General features: G+C 57.9%; 14 protein-coding genes. 5 read left to right on the forward strand and 9 right to left on the reverse strand.

Features of this window, described 5'->3' with window-relative positions; genetic code table 11:
• The first annotated feature begins 164 nt into the window (after nt 1-164).
• From Q674_RS28020 to Q674_RS28035, 4 genes are all read left to right on the forward strand, one after another.
• Entirely contained in the window at nt 165-1,181 is a 1,017-nt protein-coding gene (locus Q674_RS28020; RefSeq protein ID WP_014422388.1) for a DUF6160 family protein, read from the forward strand.
• A gap of 64 nt (nt 1,182-1,245) precedes the next feature.
• Entirely contained in the window at nt 1,246-2,304 is a 1,059-nt protein-coding gene (locus tag Q674_RS28025; RefSeq protein WP_023008531.1) for a lysylphosphatidylglycerol synthase transmembrane domain-containing protein, read from the forward strand.
• Nucleotides 2,301-4,532 carry a glycosyltransferase gene (locus Q674_RS28030; protein ID WP_023008532.1) on the forward strand — a complete coding sequence of 744 codons (2,232 nt, stop codon included), beginning with the start codon at nt 2,301-2,303 and terminating at the stop codon, nt 4,530-4,532. Before Q674_RS28025 ends, Q674_RS28030 begins: the two co-directional genes overlap by 4 nt.
• Nucleotides 4,533-4,619: 87 nt before the next feature.
• Nucleotides 4,620-5,567, forward strand: coding sequence for a YbgA family protein (locus Q674_RS28035; protein WP_011786452.1), 948 nt, complete (start codon nt 4,620-4,622; stop codon nt 5,565-5,567).
• A gap of 66 nt (nt 5,568-5,633) precedes the next feature.
• Here Q674_RS28035 and Q674_RS28040 read toward each other — a convergent pair whose 3' ends face one another.
• The 3 genes from Q674_RS28040 to Q674_RS28050 all read right to left on the reverse strand — a co-directional run bounded on the left by Q674_RS28040 (nt 5,634) and on the right by Q674_RS28050 (nt 8,259).
• Nucleotides 5,634-6,365: a YdiY family protein gene (locus Q674_RS28040; RefSeq protein ID WP_022992418.1), complete on the reverse strand. Its 732-nt coding sequence runs from the start codon at nt 6,363-6,365 to the stop codon at nt 5,634-5,636.
• A gap of 23 nt (nt 6,366-6,388) precedes the next feature.
• Nucleotides 6,389-7,408: a rhodanese-related sulfurtransferase gene (locus tag Q674_RS28045; RefSeq protein ID WP_023008534.1), complete on the reverse strand. Its 1,020-nt coding sequence runs from the start codon at nt 7,406-7,408 to the stop codon at nt 6,389-6,391.
• Nucleotides 7,409-7,530: 122 nt separating this feature from the next.
• A complete protein-coding gene (locus tag Q674_RS28050; RefSeq protein WP_011786455.1) occupies nt 7,531-8,259 on the reverse strand; it encodes a DsbA family protein in 729 nt (242 codons plus the stop codon).
• A gap of 123 nt (nt 8,260-8,382) precedes the next feature.
• Here Q674_RS28050 and Q674_RS28055 point away from each other — a divergent pair, with 123 nt between their 5' ends.
• The gene (locus Q674_RS28055; RefSeq protein ID WP_023008535.1) at nt 8,383-9,348 is read left to right on the forward strand and encodes an NAD(P)H-dependent flavin oxidoreductase; all 966 of its coding nucleotides are present in this window, start codon (nt 8,383-8,385) and stop codon (nt 9,346-9,348) included.
• On the opposite strand, the gene Q674_RS28060 is transcribed toward Q674_RS28055, so the two are convergent.
• The 6 genes from Q674_RS28060 to Q674_RS28085 form a co-directional block, all read right to left on the reverse strand.
• Entirely contained in the window at nt 9,331-9,924 is a 594-nt protein-coding gene (locus Q674_RS28060) for an ACP phosphodiesterase (protein WP_031209997.1), read from the reverse strand. The two genes, Q674_RS28055 and Q674_RS28060, sit on opposite strands and share 18 nt — an antisense overlap.
• 3 nt (nt 9,925-9,927) lie before the next feature.
• Nucleotides 9,928-11,430: a DUF5666 domain-containing protein gene (locus tag Q674_RS28065; RefSeq protein WP_031209998.1), complete on the reverse strand. Its 1,503-nt coding sequence runs from the start codon at nt 11,428-11,430 to the stop codon at nt 9,928-9,930.
• 39 nt (nt 11,431-11,469) lie between these two features.
• Nucleotides 11,470-11,871: a hypothetical protein gene (locus Q674_RS28070; protein WP_011786459.1), complete on the reverse strand. Its 402-nt coding sequence runs from the start codon at nt 11,869-11,871 to the stop codon at nt 11,470-11,472.
• Nucleotides 11,868-12,713 (reverse strand): DUF6502 family protein, encoded by an 846-nt coding sequence (locus Q674_RS28075; RefSeq protein WP_023008538.1) that lies wholly within the window; start codon nt 12,711-12,713, stop codon nt 11,868-11,870. Before Q674_RS28075 ends, Q674_RS28070 begins: the two co-directional genes overlap by 4 nt.
• A 79-nt stretch (nt 12,714-12,792) precedes the next feature.
• On the reverse strand, nt 12,793-14,223 hold the full coding sequence (locus Q674_RS28080; protein WP_023008539.1) for a DUF5666 domain-containing protein: 1,431 nt from the start codon (nt 14,221-14,223) through the stop codon (nt 12,793-12,795).
• 171 nt (nt 14,224-14,394) lie between these two features.
• Nucleotides 14,395-16,335, reverse strand: coding sequence for a methyl-accepting chemotaxis protein (locus Q674_RS28085; protein WP_023008540.1), 1,941 nt, complete (start codon nt 16,333-16,335; stop codon nt 14,395-14,397).
• Nucleotides 16,336-16,512: the final 177 nt, after the last annotated feature.

Here is a 16,512-nt window from a genome sequence, read left to right on the forward strand (position 1 = left end):
TTGTGACCAGCCTCACAGATCACCCCCGCCTTCAGGCTTAAAGTAACAATGTGTAACTTTTAACGACCGCAGCTCTGGTTGTGTTGTCCCTGCGGCTGATCAGCACACGTCAGGTGTTCTGAAGCAATCAATAACAACAAATCGTCGAACGAACCGGGGCCAACATGTCTTTTCTCATTCCTGAGGCCAGAAAATCCCTCGCCTGCCTGAGTCTGATGGCCGGTGCCTCATTAGCCGTGCCTGCCATGGCCGAATTCCAGCCGCTGGATGACACAACCCTGGCGGGTGTGACTGGCCAGGCCGGTGTAACCATTGAACTGGAAACCAAGCTCAATATTGATCACCTGATCTGGACCGATGAAGGCTCCCTGGGGATCAACGGCCTGAGATTGTCCGGCCAGAACGATACCGTGCTGGACAACATGAAGCTGACGATTGATATCGCGGGCAGTGGCGAAGTTCTGGAGCACGGTTTCTCCGAGATAGCACGCCGCGCCAACGCCGGTCTGCTCGATACCAGTAATCCCGATGTCGCGGACGCGCTGGCGAAATACTCGGTTGGCGGCAGTTTCGGCAAACAGTTCGACAACGGCGACCTGGTGATCCATCTGGGGGCCAGCGATTACGGCGACCCCACCAGCCTGACCGACTATCTGCAGGCGGTGGATTTCGAACTGGCTATCGACAGCATCACCACCACCGGCAGTGAAGGCAGCGCCAGTCTGTTCTCAAACATCCTGCTGCAGGGCTACATCGGCCCCACCGATCTGGTTATCCGCAATAACGGTGGCGCCACGCGCACCCTGGCCAATGGCAACGTGGTGTCCGGCTCCGAACTGCAGCTCGATACCCATTTCGAAATCAGCAACGGTAGCCTGAACTGGGACGCAGCCGACGTGATCCTGCTGTTCAACTTCGCCGCCGTCGGCATTGAAGGGCTACAGATTCATAACCGCCGTGGCGCGGATACCCTGGGGCACTTTGGTATGGCCCATGCCAAGGCTAACCTGTCCCGGGGCACCAGTGCCGCTTCTGGCAAAGAAGGCCTTTCTGTACACGATGTGGAATTCCGGGCTGATATCGACATGCCGGTATTCCGCATGGGTGACACCAGCATCGGCTCGGTTCAGTTCACAGACTTTGCCATCACCAACACCAATCTGATGGTTTACGGTCACTAAGCCAAACTGGACAAGCACTGCCCTGCACAGGGTACACTGCCCGCCACCAACAGACGGGCAGAGCATGACCAACAGCACTGACAGCAACTACCAGAAACGGACTTCCTGGCGACGGCTTACGGCCTTCGCCCTGTTGTTCCTGGTCATGACCGGCGCCGGCCTGTATGCGGTCTACGACCGCTTCGCCGGCCGCAGTTTCCAGTTCGACGATCGCCTGCTTTCTCCCACTCTGCTGTTGCCGGTCGCGGCCCTGCTGCTGATCTACTTCATGGCCGATGGTCTGCGCCTGCACTACACCCTCAAGGCGCTGGGGCACCGGCTGCCATTGCGCAAGATCTTCCGGCTGGTGTTCATTAATCTGTTTTTCTCCAACGTAACGCCCATGGCCACCGGGGGCGGGTTTGCCCAGATCTGGTATCTCACCCGCCATGGGGTGCCCGTGGCCCGCGCCACGGCGGCCACCACTATCCGCACGGTACTCGCGGTGGCGTTCATTTTCTCACTGACACCGGTCTTTCTATTGAGCCTGGAGGCCCTGGACGGCGGCATCTGGTCGTCCGGTATCGGCACCGCACTGGCGGTGTTTGTGTCGCTCTATCTGGGCTTCTTTGCCGTGCTGCTGTTCCGGACACGCTGGATGATCCTGCCGTTGAGCGCTCTTGTCGCAGGCCTGCGCAAGGCACATCTGATCAACCACCGCCGGCACGACCGCTGGCAGTTCAAATTACGGCGGGAAATGCTGCGGTTTGCCCTGTGTTTCAGCGAATACCTCCGTGGCGCGCCACGGGACGTACTGCTGTCGGTAGTGTTCACCGCCGTGTTCCTGCTCAGCCTGTTCAGTTTTCCCGCCCTGCTGATTCACGGCCTGGGCTATGAGGTGGATTACCTGACCACTCTGGGCTTGCTGGTGGTAACCACCTTCATCATGTATTTCTCCCCCACTCCCGGGGCCTCTGGCATATCGGAAGGCGTGTTCGGCAGTTTCTTCCGGGATATCCTGTCGGGCAATCACCTGGTGCTGGTCACTATTGCCTGGCGTTTTCTCACTATCTACCTGGGCATGCTCATCGGTTTGCTGGTGATGCAGAGGGAACTGATCAAAAGCCACCGGAGGCCGGAATGATCCGTCGTAACCCGCTTAAACTGCTGTTCTATCTGTGCCTGGCCATTGTGGTGGCGCTGGTGGGCTACAAGGTGTACCTGAATTTCTTCAAACAGGACTTTGAGGCCCTGCACAGCGAGCAGGTTGAACGCATCCACCAACGCACTCCGCCAGGCTCCGGTATCCGTTTTGCGGTGGTGGGCAACATCAACAATTCCGTGGGCATCTTCGAGCGCCGGTTTATCCCGACCCTGAATCAGGCCGGTGTGGACTTTCTGGTGTCGTCCGGCAATGCCGTGAGCGGCGGTGGCGAGGATAAATACCGGGCACTGTATGGCACCCTGAGCCACCTGGACATTCCCTATCTGCTCACCTTCGGCCCGCACGAATACGAGAATTTTGGCAGTTTCCGGTTTTATGATCATTTCGGGCCCCATTTCTACAGTGTGCGGGCCGGTAATACCCGGCTGATCTTCCTCGACAGCACCGGAAAAACGCCCTGGCGCTGGCAGATGCGCTGGCTCCGGGACCTTCTGGCCCACGACACCAGCAACGCCCACATCCTGTTTATTGGCCACCCGCTGCTGCAACCGGAAACCCCAGCGCTGTTCGACGATGAAGACGACTACCTGCAGCCTCCCGCCTTCCGGGAGGAGCTGCTGCAGCTGATTCGGGAGCAAGGCATCGACCTGGTGTTTTCGGCCAACCTGTCGCTTTTTGACGAGCAGGTGGTGGATGGCACGCCCTACATCACCACCGGGGGTGCCGGCGGGCTGGTGCTGAATACGGAGGATAGCTTTTACCACTACGTGGACGTGCGGGTCTCTCCAGACGGCGACGTCAGCTACCAGATGGAGCGTCTGGAAGTGGGCCAGCATCCGGTCTGGAAGAGGCTGGAGAGCTTGTGGTTTTTCGTGTATTCCCTGTTCTACACCGGCTATCTGAACTTCATCCTGATCGTCTCGGTGTTTTTGGCGCTGACCATCAAGCTTTATCAGGTCATCTTCATCGGCAAGGATTACTACCCGGATTACGACCTGGACCCTACCCCGTGGCTCGAAAAGCCGTTGCGGGTCACCATGTTCACCAACAACTATCTGCCTTTCATTGGCGGGGTTCCGATTTCCATTGAACGGCTGCGCCGTGGCCTGGAACATCTGGGAGATAGCACCCAGATTGTCGCGCCCCGGTATCGCGACCAGCCCAGCCAGGAAGATGCGGTAGTGCGGGTACCCTCACTGCTGGCCATGGGCGAGAAACGGGAATTCCGTCTGGCCAATATTTTCCTGGCCCGTATCCGCAAGCAGGTACGGGGCTTCCGGCCGGATGTGATTCACCTGCATCATCCGTTCTGGCTGGGTAGCCTGGGGCTGTTTATGGCCCGTCAGCTGCGTATTCCGGCCATCTATACCTATCACACCCGTCTGGAGCACTACGCTCACTTTGTCCCCCTGCCCGGGATGCTGTTCCGGAACCTGATTTCCCACGCTCTGATAAAGCGCTTCGCCAACCGCTGCGATGGCGTGATCGTACCGACTTACTCCACCGAGGAATACCTGCGGATGATCGGGGTGACCACGCCCACCTTCGTACAACCCACCGGTATTGAGTACGAGCGTTTCCAGGCTGTGAAGCCCGCAGACGTGGAGGCACTCCGGAAAAAACTGGGGCTGAGCAACGAGAAGGTCTTTATCAGCGTGGCCCGGCTTTCCAACGAAAAGAACATCGACTTCATGATCGAAGCCATCGACCGGCTGCGGCAGGAAAGCGACGTGCCGTTCCGGTTTCTGATGATTGGCGATGGCCACCAGAGGGACCGGCTACAGAAGAAAATTGACAGCCTGGAGCTGGGCTCTCACTTTACCCTGGTGGGCGCGGTTCAGCCGGAGGAGATGGCGCTCTGGTACAACCTTGGCGATGCCTTCCTGTTCGCCTCCAAATCCGAGACCCAGGGCATGGTAATTCTGGAAGCCATGTCTGCCGGGCTGCCGGTGGTGGCGGTTCGCTCCAGCGGCATTGAAGATGTGGTTCGGGACGGCCTGAACGGCTACAAGACTCCGGAGAACCAGGCCCGCTGGATTGAGAAAGCCCAAAGGCTGCTTGAGGACGACAAACTGCGCACCGAGCTGTCGGACAAAGCCCGGGCCTTTGCCGAGGATTATTCCATCGAGCAATTTGCCCGGGATGTCCGGGGCATTTACGCGACCAGCCTGGCTGCCCGGGAGAAACGTAACAAAACGTCTTCATGAGTACCTTGGGTGCATTGCTCTGATCGGTTTACACTGAATGAACGTAAGCGGTATCAGTAACGTCACTTTTGTGTATTGGAGAAGCCTGTGAGCGGTATACCGGTTGGCATCAGCACTTGCCTGTTGGGCAAGGAAGTTCGGCACGACGGCGGCCACAAACACTCCCGCTACTGCACCCAGGTGCTGGCAAAGCACTTCGAGTTCCGCTCTATCTGTCCGGAACTTGAAGCCGGCCTTGGCGTTCCCCGCCCCGCCATTCATCTGCGGGAGCATGAAGACGGTCTTCATCTGGTGGAAAGCAAGGGCAGCAAAGACCACACCGAAGGCATGCAGAACTTCATTGCCGAAGTACTACCCTCTCTGGCCAACCTGCGCGGCTACATCCTGATGGCGAAATCGCCCAGTTGCGGTATGGAACGCATCAAGATTCACAACGCCGAAGGCAGTTTCATGCACAGGGATGGCCGCGGTATGTTCGCCGAGGCGCTGATGAAAGCCTACCCGCTGATGCCGGTGGAAGAGGAAGGCCGTCTGCACGATGACATGCTGCGGGAAAACTTCATTGAACGGGTATTTGCCTACGACGACTGGATGCAGAACGTGGCAGGCGAAAACCTGACCAAGCAGGCGCTGATTGATTTCCACACCCGCCACAAGTTCACGCTGCTGGCCCATTCAGAAAAGATCTACCGACAACTGGGCCCGATGCTGGGCGACCTCAAATCCGAACCTCTGGAACAGATTGCCGACCGCTACATCCATCAGTTCATGGAAGCCATGACCCAACGGGTAAGCCGTGGTTCGCATGTGAATGCCATGCAGCATCTGCTGGGTTTTCTGAAAGAAGGCATGTCGGCCGAGGAAAAAACCGTGCTGCTGGAGCAGATCGAAGCCTACCGGCGCGGTGAGATACCTCTGGTGGTGCCCATGACGCTGCTGCGCCTGGCCCAACGTAAGGAACCGGTAGACTACCTGCACTCCCAGAAATACCTGACGCCCTACCCGGACGAACTGGGCCTGAGAAACAACGTGTAACCCCAAAAACAAACGGGGCAGAGGATTATTCCCCTGCCCCGTTTTTGTTTGTGGCTACCGGGTGTGTCAGAACCCGTACAGCAACGACAACGAGGTTTCTGTATCAGTCTTGTCGGTACCGGCGGGCGCATCGGATACATGCTTTACCCGGAACGCCGCTTTCATCGACAGCGACCCCACGATACTGGTCTGCAGGGACGTTTCGGACTGGCTGATGGTGTTGTTCTCATCCAGTCCAATTTCGGTACTGAGCTTCTGCCGGAACAGGGCGGTGTCGGATAAGGCGTAGTCGAAATGGGCGGCTAATCTTGCGATCGCTTCCTTCTCGGCGTCGTCGCCATCGTCATTCACCTCTTCAAGCTTGTTATACCGATAACCCAGGCCTCCAGAAAGGTCGAGGAACGATCGCTCTCCCACCTGCCAGACTCGGTTTCCGTAACCAGTGCTCAAGGTAGACTCGAAGTCGTAACCGGAGAAACGATCGTCTTCCCAGGAACCTCTGACAAACCAGTATTGTTGCTCATCGAACTTGTAGTCGGATTCCAGCGCAGCCTGATATTCCTCTGCGGTGGTTTCGTCGTCAGCTTCGGTGTACCGGGAACTGAACTCGCCGGTATTCCGCCACATCGTTGTCTCATGTTTGAGAGCCAGCCGACCATTCACCTTGGTTTCTTCGGTGTTGCCAGAGGTCAGCAAAATGCCAAGCTCAGCCTCACCTTCGACGTTGCCGCTTTCCTGGGCCCAGGCCACGGGGGCCACCACCAGGCAGGCAACCGCCAGGGGTTTTCTGATCAACATACTGTCTCCTTACTCAGGGGCTGTTAATTCACAGCAGACTTACGCTGCTTTTCCCCCTCCAGACTCCTGCGCGCCTGTGCTTCCCGTTCGGCCTTCTTGCGGGCCTTTCGCTCAGCAATAATGCGTGCGGCCTCGCCGCCGACGTGTTCTTCTCCCCGCTCACGGGCCAGGCGCATCTGGCGCTCACGCTCCTTGAAACGGGCTTTCTGTTCTTCGGTCAGGCTGTCGATGCACTGGTGGCAACTGACACCCTGTTCGTATTCCGGGCGCTGCTTGTCGGCCTCGGTAATCGGCCGGCGACAGGCGTGGCACTGGTCGTATTCGCCACGTTCCAGGTTGTGATTCACCGTTACCCGGTCGTCAAATACGAAACACTCACCCTGCCACAGACTCTGCTCCTGAGGAACCTCTTCCAGGTACTTCAGGATGCCGCCCTTGAGGTGATACACCTCTTCGAAGCCCTGCTCTTTCAGATAAGCCGTAGACTTCTCGCAGCGGATACCGCCGGTGCAGAACATGGCGACTTTCTTGTGCTTCTGCGGGTCGAGGTTCTGCTTCACATACTCAGGAAACTCGCGGAAGGTGTCAATGGCCGGATTGACGGCGTTTTTGAAAGTGCCGATCTCGACTTCGTACTGGTTACGGGTGTCGACCAGGACAACGTCCGGATCAGAGATCAGGTCGTTCCATTGTTGCGGCTCCACGTAGGTGCCGACAATCCGCTTGGGATCGATGCCATCGACGCCCATGGTGACGATTTCTTTCTTGAGTTTGACCTTGGTGCGTTTGAACGGCTGGATATCGACGAAGGATTCTTTGTAGTCGATGCCGTTGAAGCGGTCGTCTTTGCCAATCCACGCTTTCACAGCGTCGATGCCTTCTCGGCTGCCGGCGATGGTTCCGTTGATGCCTTCGCGGGCCAGCAGCAGGGTGCCGTGCACGCCTTTTTCCAGCATCAGGTTCAGCAAGGGCTGGCGTAGATCTTTGTAATCATTGAGGACTGCGAACTTGTAGAGTGCGCAGACGACGATTTCGTTGCTCATGGTTTTCTCCTGCGGGCCGGATCGTAAATCCGGAGCATGATTTGATATTTGTCACGGCCGGTGGGCGCGAGGGGGCAAAGTTTAATCAACCAGGCCCCCGATGCAAGTTGCGGATGGCCGCATTACTCCGCTTTGGCCAACTCCCGTTCTACAACCGCCGACAACTGGCCCCAGCCGGGCCGGGTCAACTGGATGTTGTCGACCATGACCGTGGGTGTGCTGGCGACCCGGAGCTGGACAGCCACTTGCAGGCTCTGTTCGACAGCTTCCCGGTGCAATTCGGTTTCCATGCAACGACGGAAGCGGCGTTCTTCCAGGCCGAGGTCATTGGCGTAGCGGGTGAAGGTGGCCGTCGGATCGTTGGAACCACTCCAGTCCAACTGGGAACCGTAGAGTTTGTCGTGCATGGCCCAGTACTGGTCCTGATCACCCGCACAACGGGCGGCCAGGGCGGCGGGCATGGCGTTCTGATGCTGGCGCAGAGGCAGGTCGAAATAGACGAAACGGACTTTACCGGACTCCACATATTCTTTCTTGAGGCGCTGGCTGGCTTCGGCGAAGCGGGCGCAGGCCGGGCACTGGTAGTCGGCGAACTCGCGGACGACAACCGGCGCGTCTTCGTTGCCAACGGAGACGCCGTACTGGTCGACAATGGCCGGGAATTCGTCGGCGTTGGGGGCCGCCACGGGAAGTGCCTCGGAGCTGGGTGCCGGTGGTTTGGTGACGAAATACAGGCCGGCGATGACGGCCACCCCAATCACCAGTGACAGGACGATGATCAGTGATTTGCGGCCCTGCGTGTTGCGTGGCGAGGGGGCGCCGGTCTGTTTACGTCGTTTTGCTTCACCCATGACGGGCTCCTTGTCTGGAGGTTAATAACACACTATCTCAGAAAACCGGTTTCGCGGCTCTGCGGGAACAGGCTAAGATCCCCCATAGCTTGAGAAAGTTCCAATAAAAATCAAGGACTCAACATGCCAATTCCCGCACAGCTCCAAAATCAGCTTCGTCTTCCGTTAATTGCCGCCCCCATGTTTCTGATTTCCTCACCCCGCCTGGCCCTTGCCTGTTGCAAAGCCGGCATCGTGGGCAGTTTTCCAGCCCTGAACCAGCGCAGCAGTGAGGGTTTCGAGCAATGGCTGGTGCAGATGAATGACGAGCTGGCGCAATGGCAAGCGCAGCAACCAAGCGCGACAACCGCGCCCTATGCCGTGAATCTGGTGGTGCACCGCACCAACCCGCGCTGGCAAGCGGATCTTGAACTGTGCGTAAAGCATCAGGTGCCAATTGTCATTACCTCCCTGGGCGCGGCCAGCCAGGTGGTGGAAGCCGTGCACAGTTACGGCGGGCTGGTATTCCACGATGTCACCAATCAGAAACACGCCCGCAAGGCGGCAGAAGCCGGGGTGGATGGCATCATTGCGGTCAGCGCCGGCGCCGGTGGCCATGCCGGTACCACCAACCCGTTTGTACTGGTGCATGAAATCCGTGAGGTGTTCGATGGCACCATTTTGCTGGCCGGCGGTTTGTCCCACGGAGAGGATCTGTTGGCAGCCCAGGCGCTGGGGGCAGATCTGGCCTATATGGGCACACGGTTTATCAATACCGAGGAATCCGAGGCAGAGGATGCCTATCGGAACATGATCATCGAAGCCGTATCAGCGGATATCATCCATACCCCGGCGGTGTCCGGTGTACCGGCCAGCTTTATGCGCCAGAGCCTGGAGGCCGCTGGCTTTGATATGCAGAAGCTGAACCAGGCCGGCGATGTGAATTACGGCGAGAAGCTCAAGCCCATGGACGATGAGGCCAAGGCCTGGAAGACGGTCTGGTCCGCCGGTCAGGGTGTGAGTCAGATTAACGATGTGGTGTCGGTTGAGGCGTTGGTTCAGCGATTGGAAGAGGAATATCAGCAGGCCCGTTCACGCCTGATGGGATGATTCCGGATAGCGATTGGCAAAGGCCTGAAGTTCCGGAAAGAAGGCCAGAAAATGTTCCTCCAGTTCCGATTCATTGGCCCGGATTTCGTCGATGATGCCGGTAAACCGGTTGGCAAAGCGGATTCGGCTGGCCACGCGATCGAGGGCATAGCCGATGTTGTCCATATCCTGATAGGCGCCAAACCAGTCATGCTCGACCATGCGACGGGTCACCACCGCCATGTTGTCGGGCATTAGCGCCTGGTGGCTTTGCAGTTCCTGGTATACGGTCCGGATAAAGGTATTTTTGTCCCAGTCACTGAACTGTTCCCAGTGCCGGAGCAGAAAGTGGTCGTAGAGGATATCCAGAGCCACGCCGGCAAAGCGCCGGCGCTCCCTTGAGAACAGGCTTTTACTGGCCAGCACCTGCGGATGCTGATCGGTGAATACATCAACCGCCAGGTGGTGCCGCACGCCCTCGAGCACCGGCGACGGCACATGATCCCAGTCCAGCCCCCGGGTGAAATCCCCGAGAATACTGCCCACTCTCGCCTCCGGTGAGTCCGGGGCGAGGAAGGTGTGGGCGAGGTGGTTCATGGCTCAGTCTTCGCTTTCCAGTTCGATTTCATCGGCCACGAAGTTGCCCGGTGTTGGCTCGCTATACTCTACTTCAAGTACCGGCCGCTGCCCGGCATCGAAGGCATCAATCAACTCGTCGCGGCTGGTGCCTTCGAACTGGGTATTTATCGTGGTTTGCACATCAATTCCCAGGATCGTAAACACGGTCCCCTGGACTTGCGTGAGCTGACCCTGGCTTTCATACTCGCGATCCGCCGCTGGCCCATTGTCTTCCTCATTGCGCTCAACCTTTATCGCTTCAAGCGCAACGCCAGAGCCGGACTGCCGCTCAATACCTTCCACTTCTATCTGATAACTGCCGTTCAGGTCCGCCAGTTTCAGGCGCAGATCGCTGTCATCGTCGGTGATGATCGTCCGTGGAGTGAGCTGCACCAACACACCACCAACCCGGAAGGTCTGGTCGTTGAAGTTGAGCGTGTTGACGTCGAGGACACCGTCTACTGATGCGTTGCCCTCCCGAGCTTCAATTTCTTCAGCCAGTACGGAGCCATTGTCCTGGAAATCCCCCTCAACCTGTATCAGCATGCCGGCAGTCAGATCCGAGGCCGACAAGCCATCATCAAACTCGGTGTTATCGTCGACAAAGACGATCAGGCCGTTGATGTGGAAGGATCGGGTCGATGCGTTGTAGTCGGTGCTCACAGGGCCTGAAAACTCAATGTCATCGCCGGAGCCTCGACGGTAGCGACGGGTTTCGCCTTCGTCGATTTCCCGGGCAATCAATACGCCATTGGAGATCGTACCTTCGGCCTCCACCAGCAGAAGATCGGCCAGATCGGCTTCCGTCAGCGACCCGGCGAACGCGCTGTCAGTGTAAGAGACCGACTGCCCGTTAATGCTGAACTGATTCAGATTCAGCTGCAATGAACCCTCGTCAATGCGGCCTTCAATCTCTACGTTGGTTTCATCCTGCGTCATCAAACCAATGTGGCTTGCCCGGTACCGACCGTTGGGGTCCGGCTCACGCCAGCCACTGATGCGCACGAAAGCGCCGTCTGCCAGGGTTTCAAGCGCAATGTCCTTGAACACCGTCTGCTGGTCGGCAACCACAGTCTGCTCATAAATGGTGAACTGCACCGATTCGACCATACCGTCGGCATCCAGGGTCTGGGTCAGATTGGCCACACGACCACGGAAGGTATCGTCGTACTCGACCGACTCCGCATTCCCCCGGCCATCAACTCGCCACTCGCCTTCGATCCTCAGGATCATGCCTTCCTGTAACTGGTCTTCACGTTCAATGCCGTCATCACTGCTGACGCGACCATCCGTCTCAAACTTCACGCCATTGACGAAGACACTGCCGAAACCGGAAACCGGCCCAACGCTGGAGCCAGTGCCTCGGATGCCGCCGTCGGCAACGTCGACACCACCGCCACCACCGCCGCAGGCACTCAACACGCCGAGTGCGATCGGTGCGGCGGCCAGTTTCAGCATTCTGTGAAGCGTTACTGCTCTGAACATTATTCTCTCCTGCAGGCCATCCGGGCCCGCCACTGATTGTCAGCTGTCGTTGTGGCGTCGTCGTAGCTTGTCGATATCAACAAAATCATCGTAATTGCCCAGGCTCAGTGAACCGGTAGCACCCCAGGGAGCATAAGCGCTTCTCTTTAAAAGAACGTGACCGCTCTCCAGGGTTTCCACAATGCCCTTTCGAAGCAGTTCCGCAAGCACGACCGAAGGCACCAGGCTGGGGTTGGCAATTTGCACCAGGTCAACAAAGGAATGTGGTTCATGGGGCGTTGCAAGCACCACCCTCGGGTGGTTCTGCTCATCCAGGAAATGCTCGGAACTCAGCCAGTATCTCACCACCTGACGGGCGCCCGGTGAAAGCAGCATGCTGACCAGTTCGGTGGTTTGCCAGCGCGGGGGCTGTCCGGTCGGGACATTAAGAGCCATCATCATTCGTCTCCGCTCTTGTTCGTCTGAACCGGCTCTTCAAAATAGAAAATGCTGACGCCGGTCCGTACCGATTCGCCGCCCTCCTGGCCGGATACTCCCCGGTCGTGAGGCCCTAACCAGCTGTCCAGATCTTCCAGCAGGGCCTGGGACTGCCTTGCGGCTTGTTCACGCCACGCAGTAATCACCTCTGGTGGTATTTCATTATAGGTCAGGGTGCGCTGGAACAGCGGCTCACGCCCGACATCCCGACTCACCAGATTGTGATCAATAGTGGCTACAAGATCAGATACGTCCTCTCCGAAGATCTGGAGCATTTCTTCGCTGTCTCCGGCCGGCACATACGCCCGCTGTTTCAGGATCAGGAACCCATTATCCGGCTCAACCGCGACTACCCCCACCCGCTGGAGCTCATCCAGTACCGCTCTGGGAGTCATATCGCCACTGTATTTTCGAACCAGCTCACTGAAGCTCCCGGCGCCCTCGAATGCCAGCACCGCGGGCTGTCCATTCGCAGCCTGATAGGTCTCATCGTGCACCCATCCGGACACCACACGCGAAGCGCGATTGGCATGAGAGGTTCGTTCGCTGACCGGGCTTTGCCCCGCCAATATCTCTCGTTGTTTTCGCACTTCTTTGCGGGTCAGGCCTGTCATCACTGCCGCTCTGGAATCGGTTGGTTTGCGGCGCCCGTCAGAGAAATCCTCCAACGCAGCCTCCACATACGCCCTTTTCACCAGCTCAGAGAATTCGCCGAACGGTACGCCATTGCGCAACAGCAGTCTGGCCATCGGGCGCAAAATGCGGAACAGCGCTTGGTGCAGGGGATTGGATTTGGCATCAGTCATGTTTGGGATTGTATTCCCATCTTGCCCCGAAAAACCAGACACAGGTTGCGGTATCCCCCGCAACCTGTGTCCTTCAACCTCAGTTTTCGGGGTTTGCGGTCAACACATACTCTCCGCCGATGGTCTGGTCGTACTCAACCTCGGCTTCATCACCAACCTGAAGGCCCGCAACGCTGAAGCCATTCAGCAGGATTTCAAGATTCATCACGGTCAGCGACGTATCAGAAATGGCATCGATTCTGGCCTCCAGCTCAAAGTTATCATCTTCGTCGCTGTCTTCCCGCTCAATGGTGAAGGCTTCAAGGTGATCAGTACGCTGACGACCTTCCACCTCGACATAGTCCCCAACGCTGAAGGCGTTGATGTCATCAACCCGATTACGCAGGTCGTTATCGCTGTCATCGTCGTCGATCAGGGTATTTGCGGTAAGTTGAACGCGAACGCCACTGACCACCAGCAACTCGTTGTCGAGATCAATCTGCTGGATGATGCCATCCAGTTCCGCATCGCCTTCCCGGCCTTCCACTTCTTCCGCCAGCAGGGTGTTGTTGCGGAAATCACCCTCGACTTTCACGAACACGCCATCCTGGAGGCTGCCCTCGCTGATGTCGTCAAACTCGGTCTCAGCGTTTAGCTGCACCAGAACGCCATTAATCCGGAAGGTGCGGGCAGACGCATCGAAATCATAGATATCACCGGAAATTTCAACGTCGTCGTTATCGTCGAACAGGTCATCTTCGTCATCAATTTCCTCGGCGAGCAGGACATCGCCGTCTGCGTTGAGCTGCCCTTCCACCTCAACCGCGAGCCCGTTCTCCAGTTGGTCCAGACTGAAATCGTCATCCGCGACCGCGCTGGTGTAATCCACTGTGAAACCGTTGATGGTGAAGGTCTGCAACTGCGCATCCAGGTTCTGGACCACGCCTTCAAGTTCAGCCTCATTCACATCGTCAAAATCGGAGCCCAGCAAACGAGCACCCACGAAGCTGGCCCGGAAGCTGCCGTCATCCAGCCGCCAGCCGCTTACCCGAACCCGATAATTGGCAGGCGCGGCCGCAAGCTCAACCGGTGTGGCTCCGCGGAATACCGTCTGGTTGTTAAGCACAACCAACTGCCCCAGCAACTCCAGCTGTCCGGTGCTGGCGGTGGCATCCCAGGTTGCCGCAACCAGCGGCCCCCTCAGGGTGTCGTCATAGAACACAGCGTCGGCCTGGCCCTGGCCCCGCTCGTCCCAGTCACCTTTGATTTTCAGCACCATGCCTTTTTCAAGCTGGCCCTCACGCTCGATGCCGTCGTCACTGCTAACGCTGCCATCGGTCGCAAACCGGGTTCCGTTGACATACACGCTACCAAAACCGGTCACCGCACCAACGCTGGTGCCCTCGGCATTGCCACTCGCCCCCACCGAACCGGAGGAGCCGGAGCCACCGCCACCACAGGCGGCCAGACCGCCGGCCAAGGTACCAACCAGAACCAACTTGATCGCTTTTGAAAGTCCGTTGCGCTTCATCTTCCTTCTCCCGACTGATTTGACAGAATCCGGCGCGTTTTTTTCAGCGCCACAATAATTGGGATATTTTTCCCAAATGATTAAATGGGAAAATAATCCCAAATTTTGGATTTGTCCAGTCAGGAATGATGACAATTTCGTGAATCGTTTCTGGAAACGTGTCCGGGTCTGCTAGACCCGGAACTGGGATGCCTTTGTTTGCAGGGCCGACAGGGTGCTTGCAATCTCACCGCTGGCCTCGTCCGAATGCGTTATGGAATCAACGGTTTCCCGTGAGGAATCGGCAATTTCACGCACGCTGACGCTGACTTCGCTGGCGTGCCCACTCTGATCTTCCGCCACCCCGGAGATCTCAAGGGCCCGCTGCTGAAGGCTGGCCAGCAGTTGGTTAATGCGGTCGAAGTGCTCGTCGGCCCGGTGGAACTCCGTTGAGGATTCCGCGACCTGACCGGACACATCGTTAATGGTGCTGACGGCCTGACGACTGCCTTGCTGCAACCTTTCGATAATGGCCTGAATCTCGGTGGTCGACTCCTGGGTTCGGCTGGCCAGAGTGCGTACTTCATCAGCCACCACCGCAAACCCTCGACCGGACTCGCCAGCCCGCGCCGCTTCGATGGCGGCGTTCAGTGCCAGCAGGTTGGTCTGCTCCGCGATAGCTCCGATCACGGACAGTACCGAGCCAATCTCTTTACTCTGGGCATCCAACTGATTGACCGCCGCGACCGCTTGCTCAACGTTCCGCACGACGCTGTCGAGACGATCACGCACTTCACGGGAAATCTCCGCCGTGGCTGCACTTTCGGCGCTGACATTCCGGACTTCGCCGGCAATATCCTGCACATCACCGGCAACCTCAGAAATGCTGCGCGACATCATCTCCATGGTGCCGGAAACCTGTGCGACACCCTGCTCCTGGCGATTCACCGCGGCCACGGCGCGGCGACTGATATCCCGCTGGGCCTGCGCCTGGCCGGCGGCGGACTCTGCCGACACTTTGACGTCGGAGACCAGTTCCTGGATCCGAGCAATAAACCGGTTCACTCCGTGCCCCATTTCGGTCAGTTCGTCATTGCCTTTAAGGGAGACTCTCCGGGTGAGATCGGCTTCGCCATCGGCAATCCCCCAGATCGCCTGGCTAAGGCGGTAAACCCTGGGCAGTACGCCGCCACCCAGTACCAGAGCCACAAGCACAACCAGGGTTACGACCGACACCACCGCCAGAAGCGATAGCTTGGTGGACAGGCTCTCGGCTTCGTCATTCAATGCCTGCACGGTGTTTTCCATGCTCGTGCGGGTTTCTGTGTCCATGGCTGCGAGCTGCTGTTGTAACCGCTGGTTTACCTGCTCCGTTTCGGTGCCAAGTGTCTCCCTGAGTGCATCAATACTGCCCGCAATGGTTGCTCCGAATTCCGACTCGAGCTGAGTCAGGTCACGATTGATGCCCTCAAGCGACAACCCAAGTTTCAGCTCGCCGATGGCCGAACCCTGTGGCGCAATATCCGCGCTGATGATCACCACATCGGGATCCCGGCTGGCAGCATCCAGGACCCGATTTGCAGCACCACGACCTTCCCCCTGCTCCATAAGAGTGCGAACACGATCGTCCGTGCGATCCACATAGCGGGTCAGACGCTCACCGTATTGATCGTAATAAATCGCAAACAGAACAGACTCCCTGGCATCGGCCAGTTCCACCAGGTCGGTCAGGCGTGGGATGTCACGATCCCAGATCAGAGGGGCAGCGACGGCAGCCAGCACCTCAGCGAGCCCCTGGGCTTCCGCCATAACGGCTGTACGAACATTACCGGCCACACGCTCCTGCTGGTCGGTCTGCTGGCGGGTGAGTTCCGCGGAAAGTTCGTCGGTGGTTTTCTGTCGCATACGCTCAAGCCGGCCCCGGACATCTTCCCGGGTTTCACCAAACGAGGCGCTGACATTATTGCTGCTGGCCACCAGCGCGGTGCCTGCGGTTTCGACCAGCCGCTCAACCTGGTTCGATATCAACCATTGGCTGACAACGACCTGAATCAGGCCAGCGACCAGAAGCACAATGAACACCGGCCGTAACAGACGACTGGTCACGAGGTGTTTGAAAAAGCGTATGGACATAGGGACTCCGCTAGTGTTCGCGCGCAAAGCATCCTGCACACCGACAGCCGGCTCCCTGCCGAGTTTCTGTCTTTATGTATAGCAAAAGGCGGGCCTATGTGGGCAGCAATCCAGGCTCTGGAGTGAACTTCGCCGGCCCGACAGCGTATATGCTGGAACACTGAACAAGAGGAGAAG

The sequence above is a fragment of the Marinobacter sp. EVN1 genome, from assembly GCF_000475375.1.
Taxonomy (GTDB): domain Bacteria; phylum Pseudomonadota; class Gammaproteobacteria; order Pseudomonadales; family Oleiphilaceae; genus Marinobacter; species Marinobacter nauticus.

Bases quoted from the DNA above. Each gene is read 5' to 3' on its own strand.
- Q674_RS28045 (WP_023008534.1), bottom strand. From the start codon at position 7,408: ATGAGCAACGAAATCGTCGTCTGCGCACTCTACAAGTTCGCAGTCCTC.
- Q674_RS28020 (WP_014422388.1), top strand. From the start codon at position 165: ATGTCTTTTCTCATTCCTGAGGCCAGAAAATCCCTCGCCTGCCTGAGT.
- Q674_RS28055 (WP_023008535.1), top strand. From the start codon at position 8,383: ATGCCAATTCCCGCACAGCTCCAAAATCAGCTTCGTCTTCCGTTAATT.
- Q674_RS28025 (WP_023008531.1), top strand. From the start codon at position 1,246: ATGACCAACAGCACTGACAGCAACTACCAGAAACGGACTTCCTGGCGA.
- Q674_RS28060 (WP_031209997.1), bottom strand. From the start codon at position 9,924: ATGAACCACCTCGCCCACACCTTCCTCGCCCCGGACTCACCGGAGGCG.
- Q674_RS28050 (WP_011786455.1), bottom strand. From the start codon at position 8,259: ATGGGTGAAGCAAAACGACGTAAACAGACCGGCGCCCCCTCGCCACGC.
- Q674_RS28040 (WP_022992418.1), bottom strand. From the start codon at position 6,365: ATGTTGATCAGAAAACCCCTGGCGGTTGCCTGCCTGGTGGTGGCCCCC.
- Q674_RS28065 (WP_031209998.1), bottom strand. From the start codon at position 11,430: ATGTTCAGAGCAGTAACGCTTCACAGAATGCTGAAACTGGCCGCCGCA.
- Q674_RS28075 (WP_023008538.1), bottom strand. From the start codon at position 12,713: ATGACTGATGCCAAATCCAATCCCCTGCACCAAGCGCTGTTCCGCATT.
- Q674_RS28030 (WP_023008532.1), top strand. From the start codon at position 2,301: ATGATCCGTCGTAACCCGCTTAAACTGCTGTTCTATCTGTGCCTGGCC.
- Q674_RS28070 (WP_011786459.1), bottom strand. From the start codon at position 11,871: ATGATGATGGCTCTTAATGTCCCGACCGGACAGCCCCCGCGCTGGCAA.
- Q674_RS28085 (WP_023008540.1), bottom strand. From the start codon at position 16,335: ATGTCCATACGCTTTTTCAAACACCTCGTGACCAGTCGTCTGTTACGG.
- Q674_RS28080 (WP_023008539.1), bottom strand. From the start codon at position 14,223: ATGAAGCGCAACGGACTTTCAAAAGCGATCAAGTTGGTTCTGGTTGGT.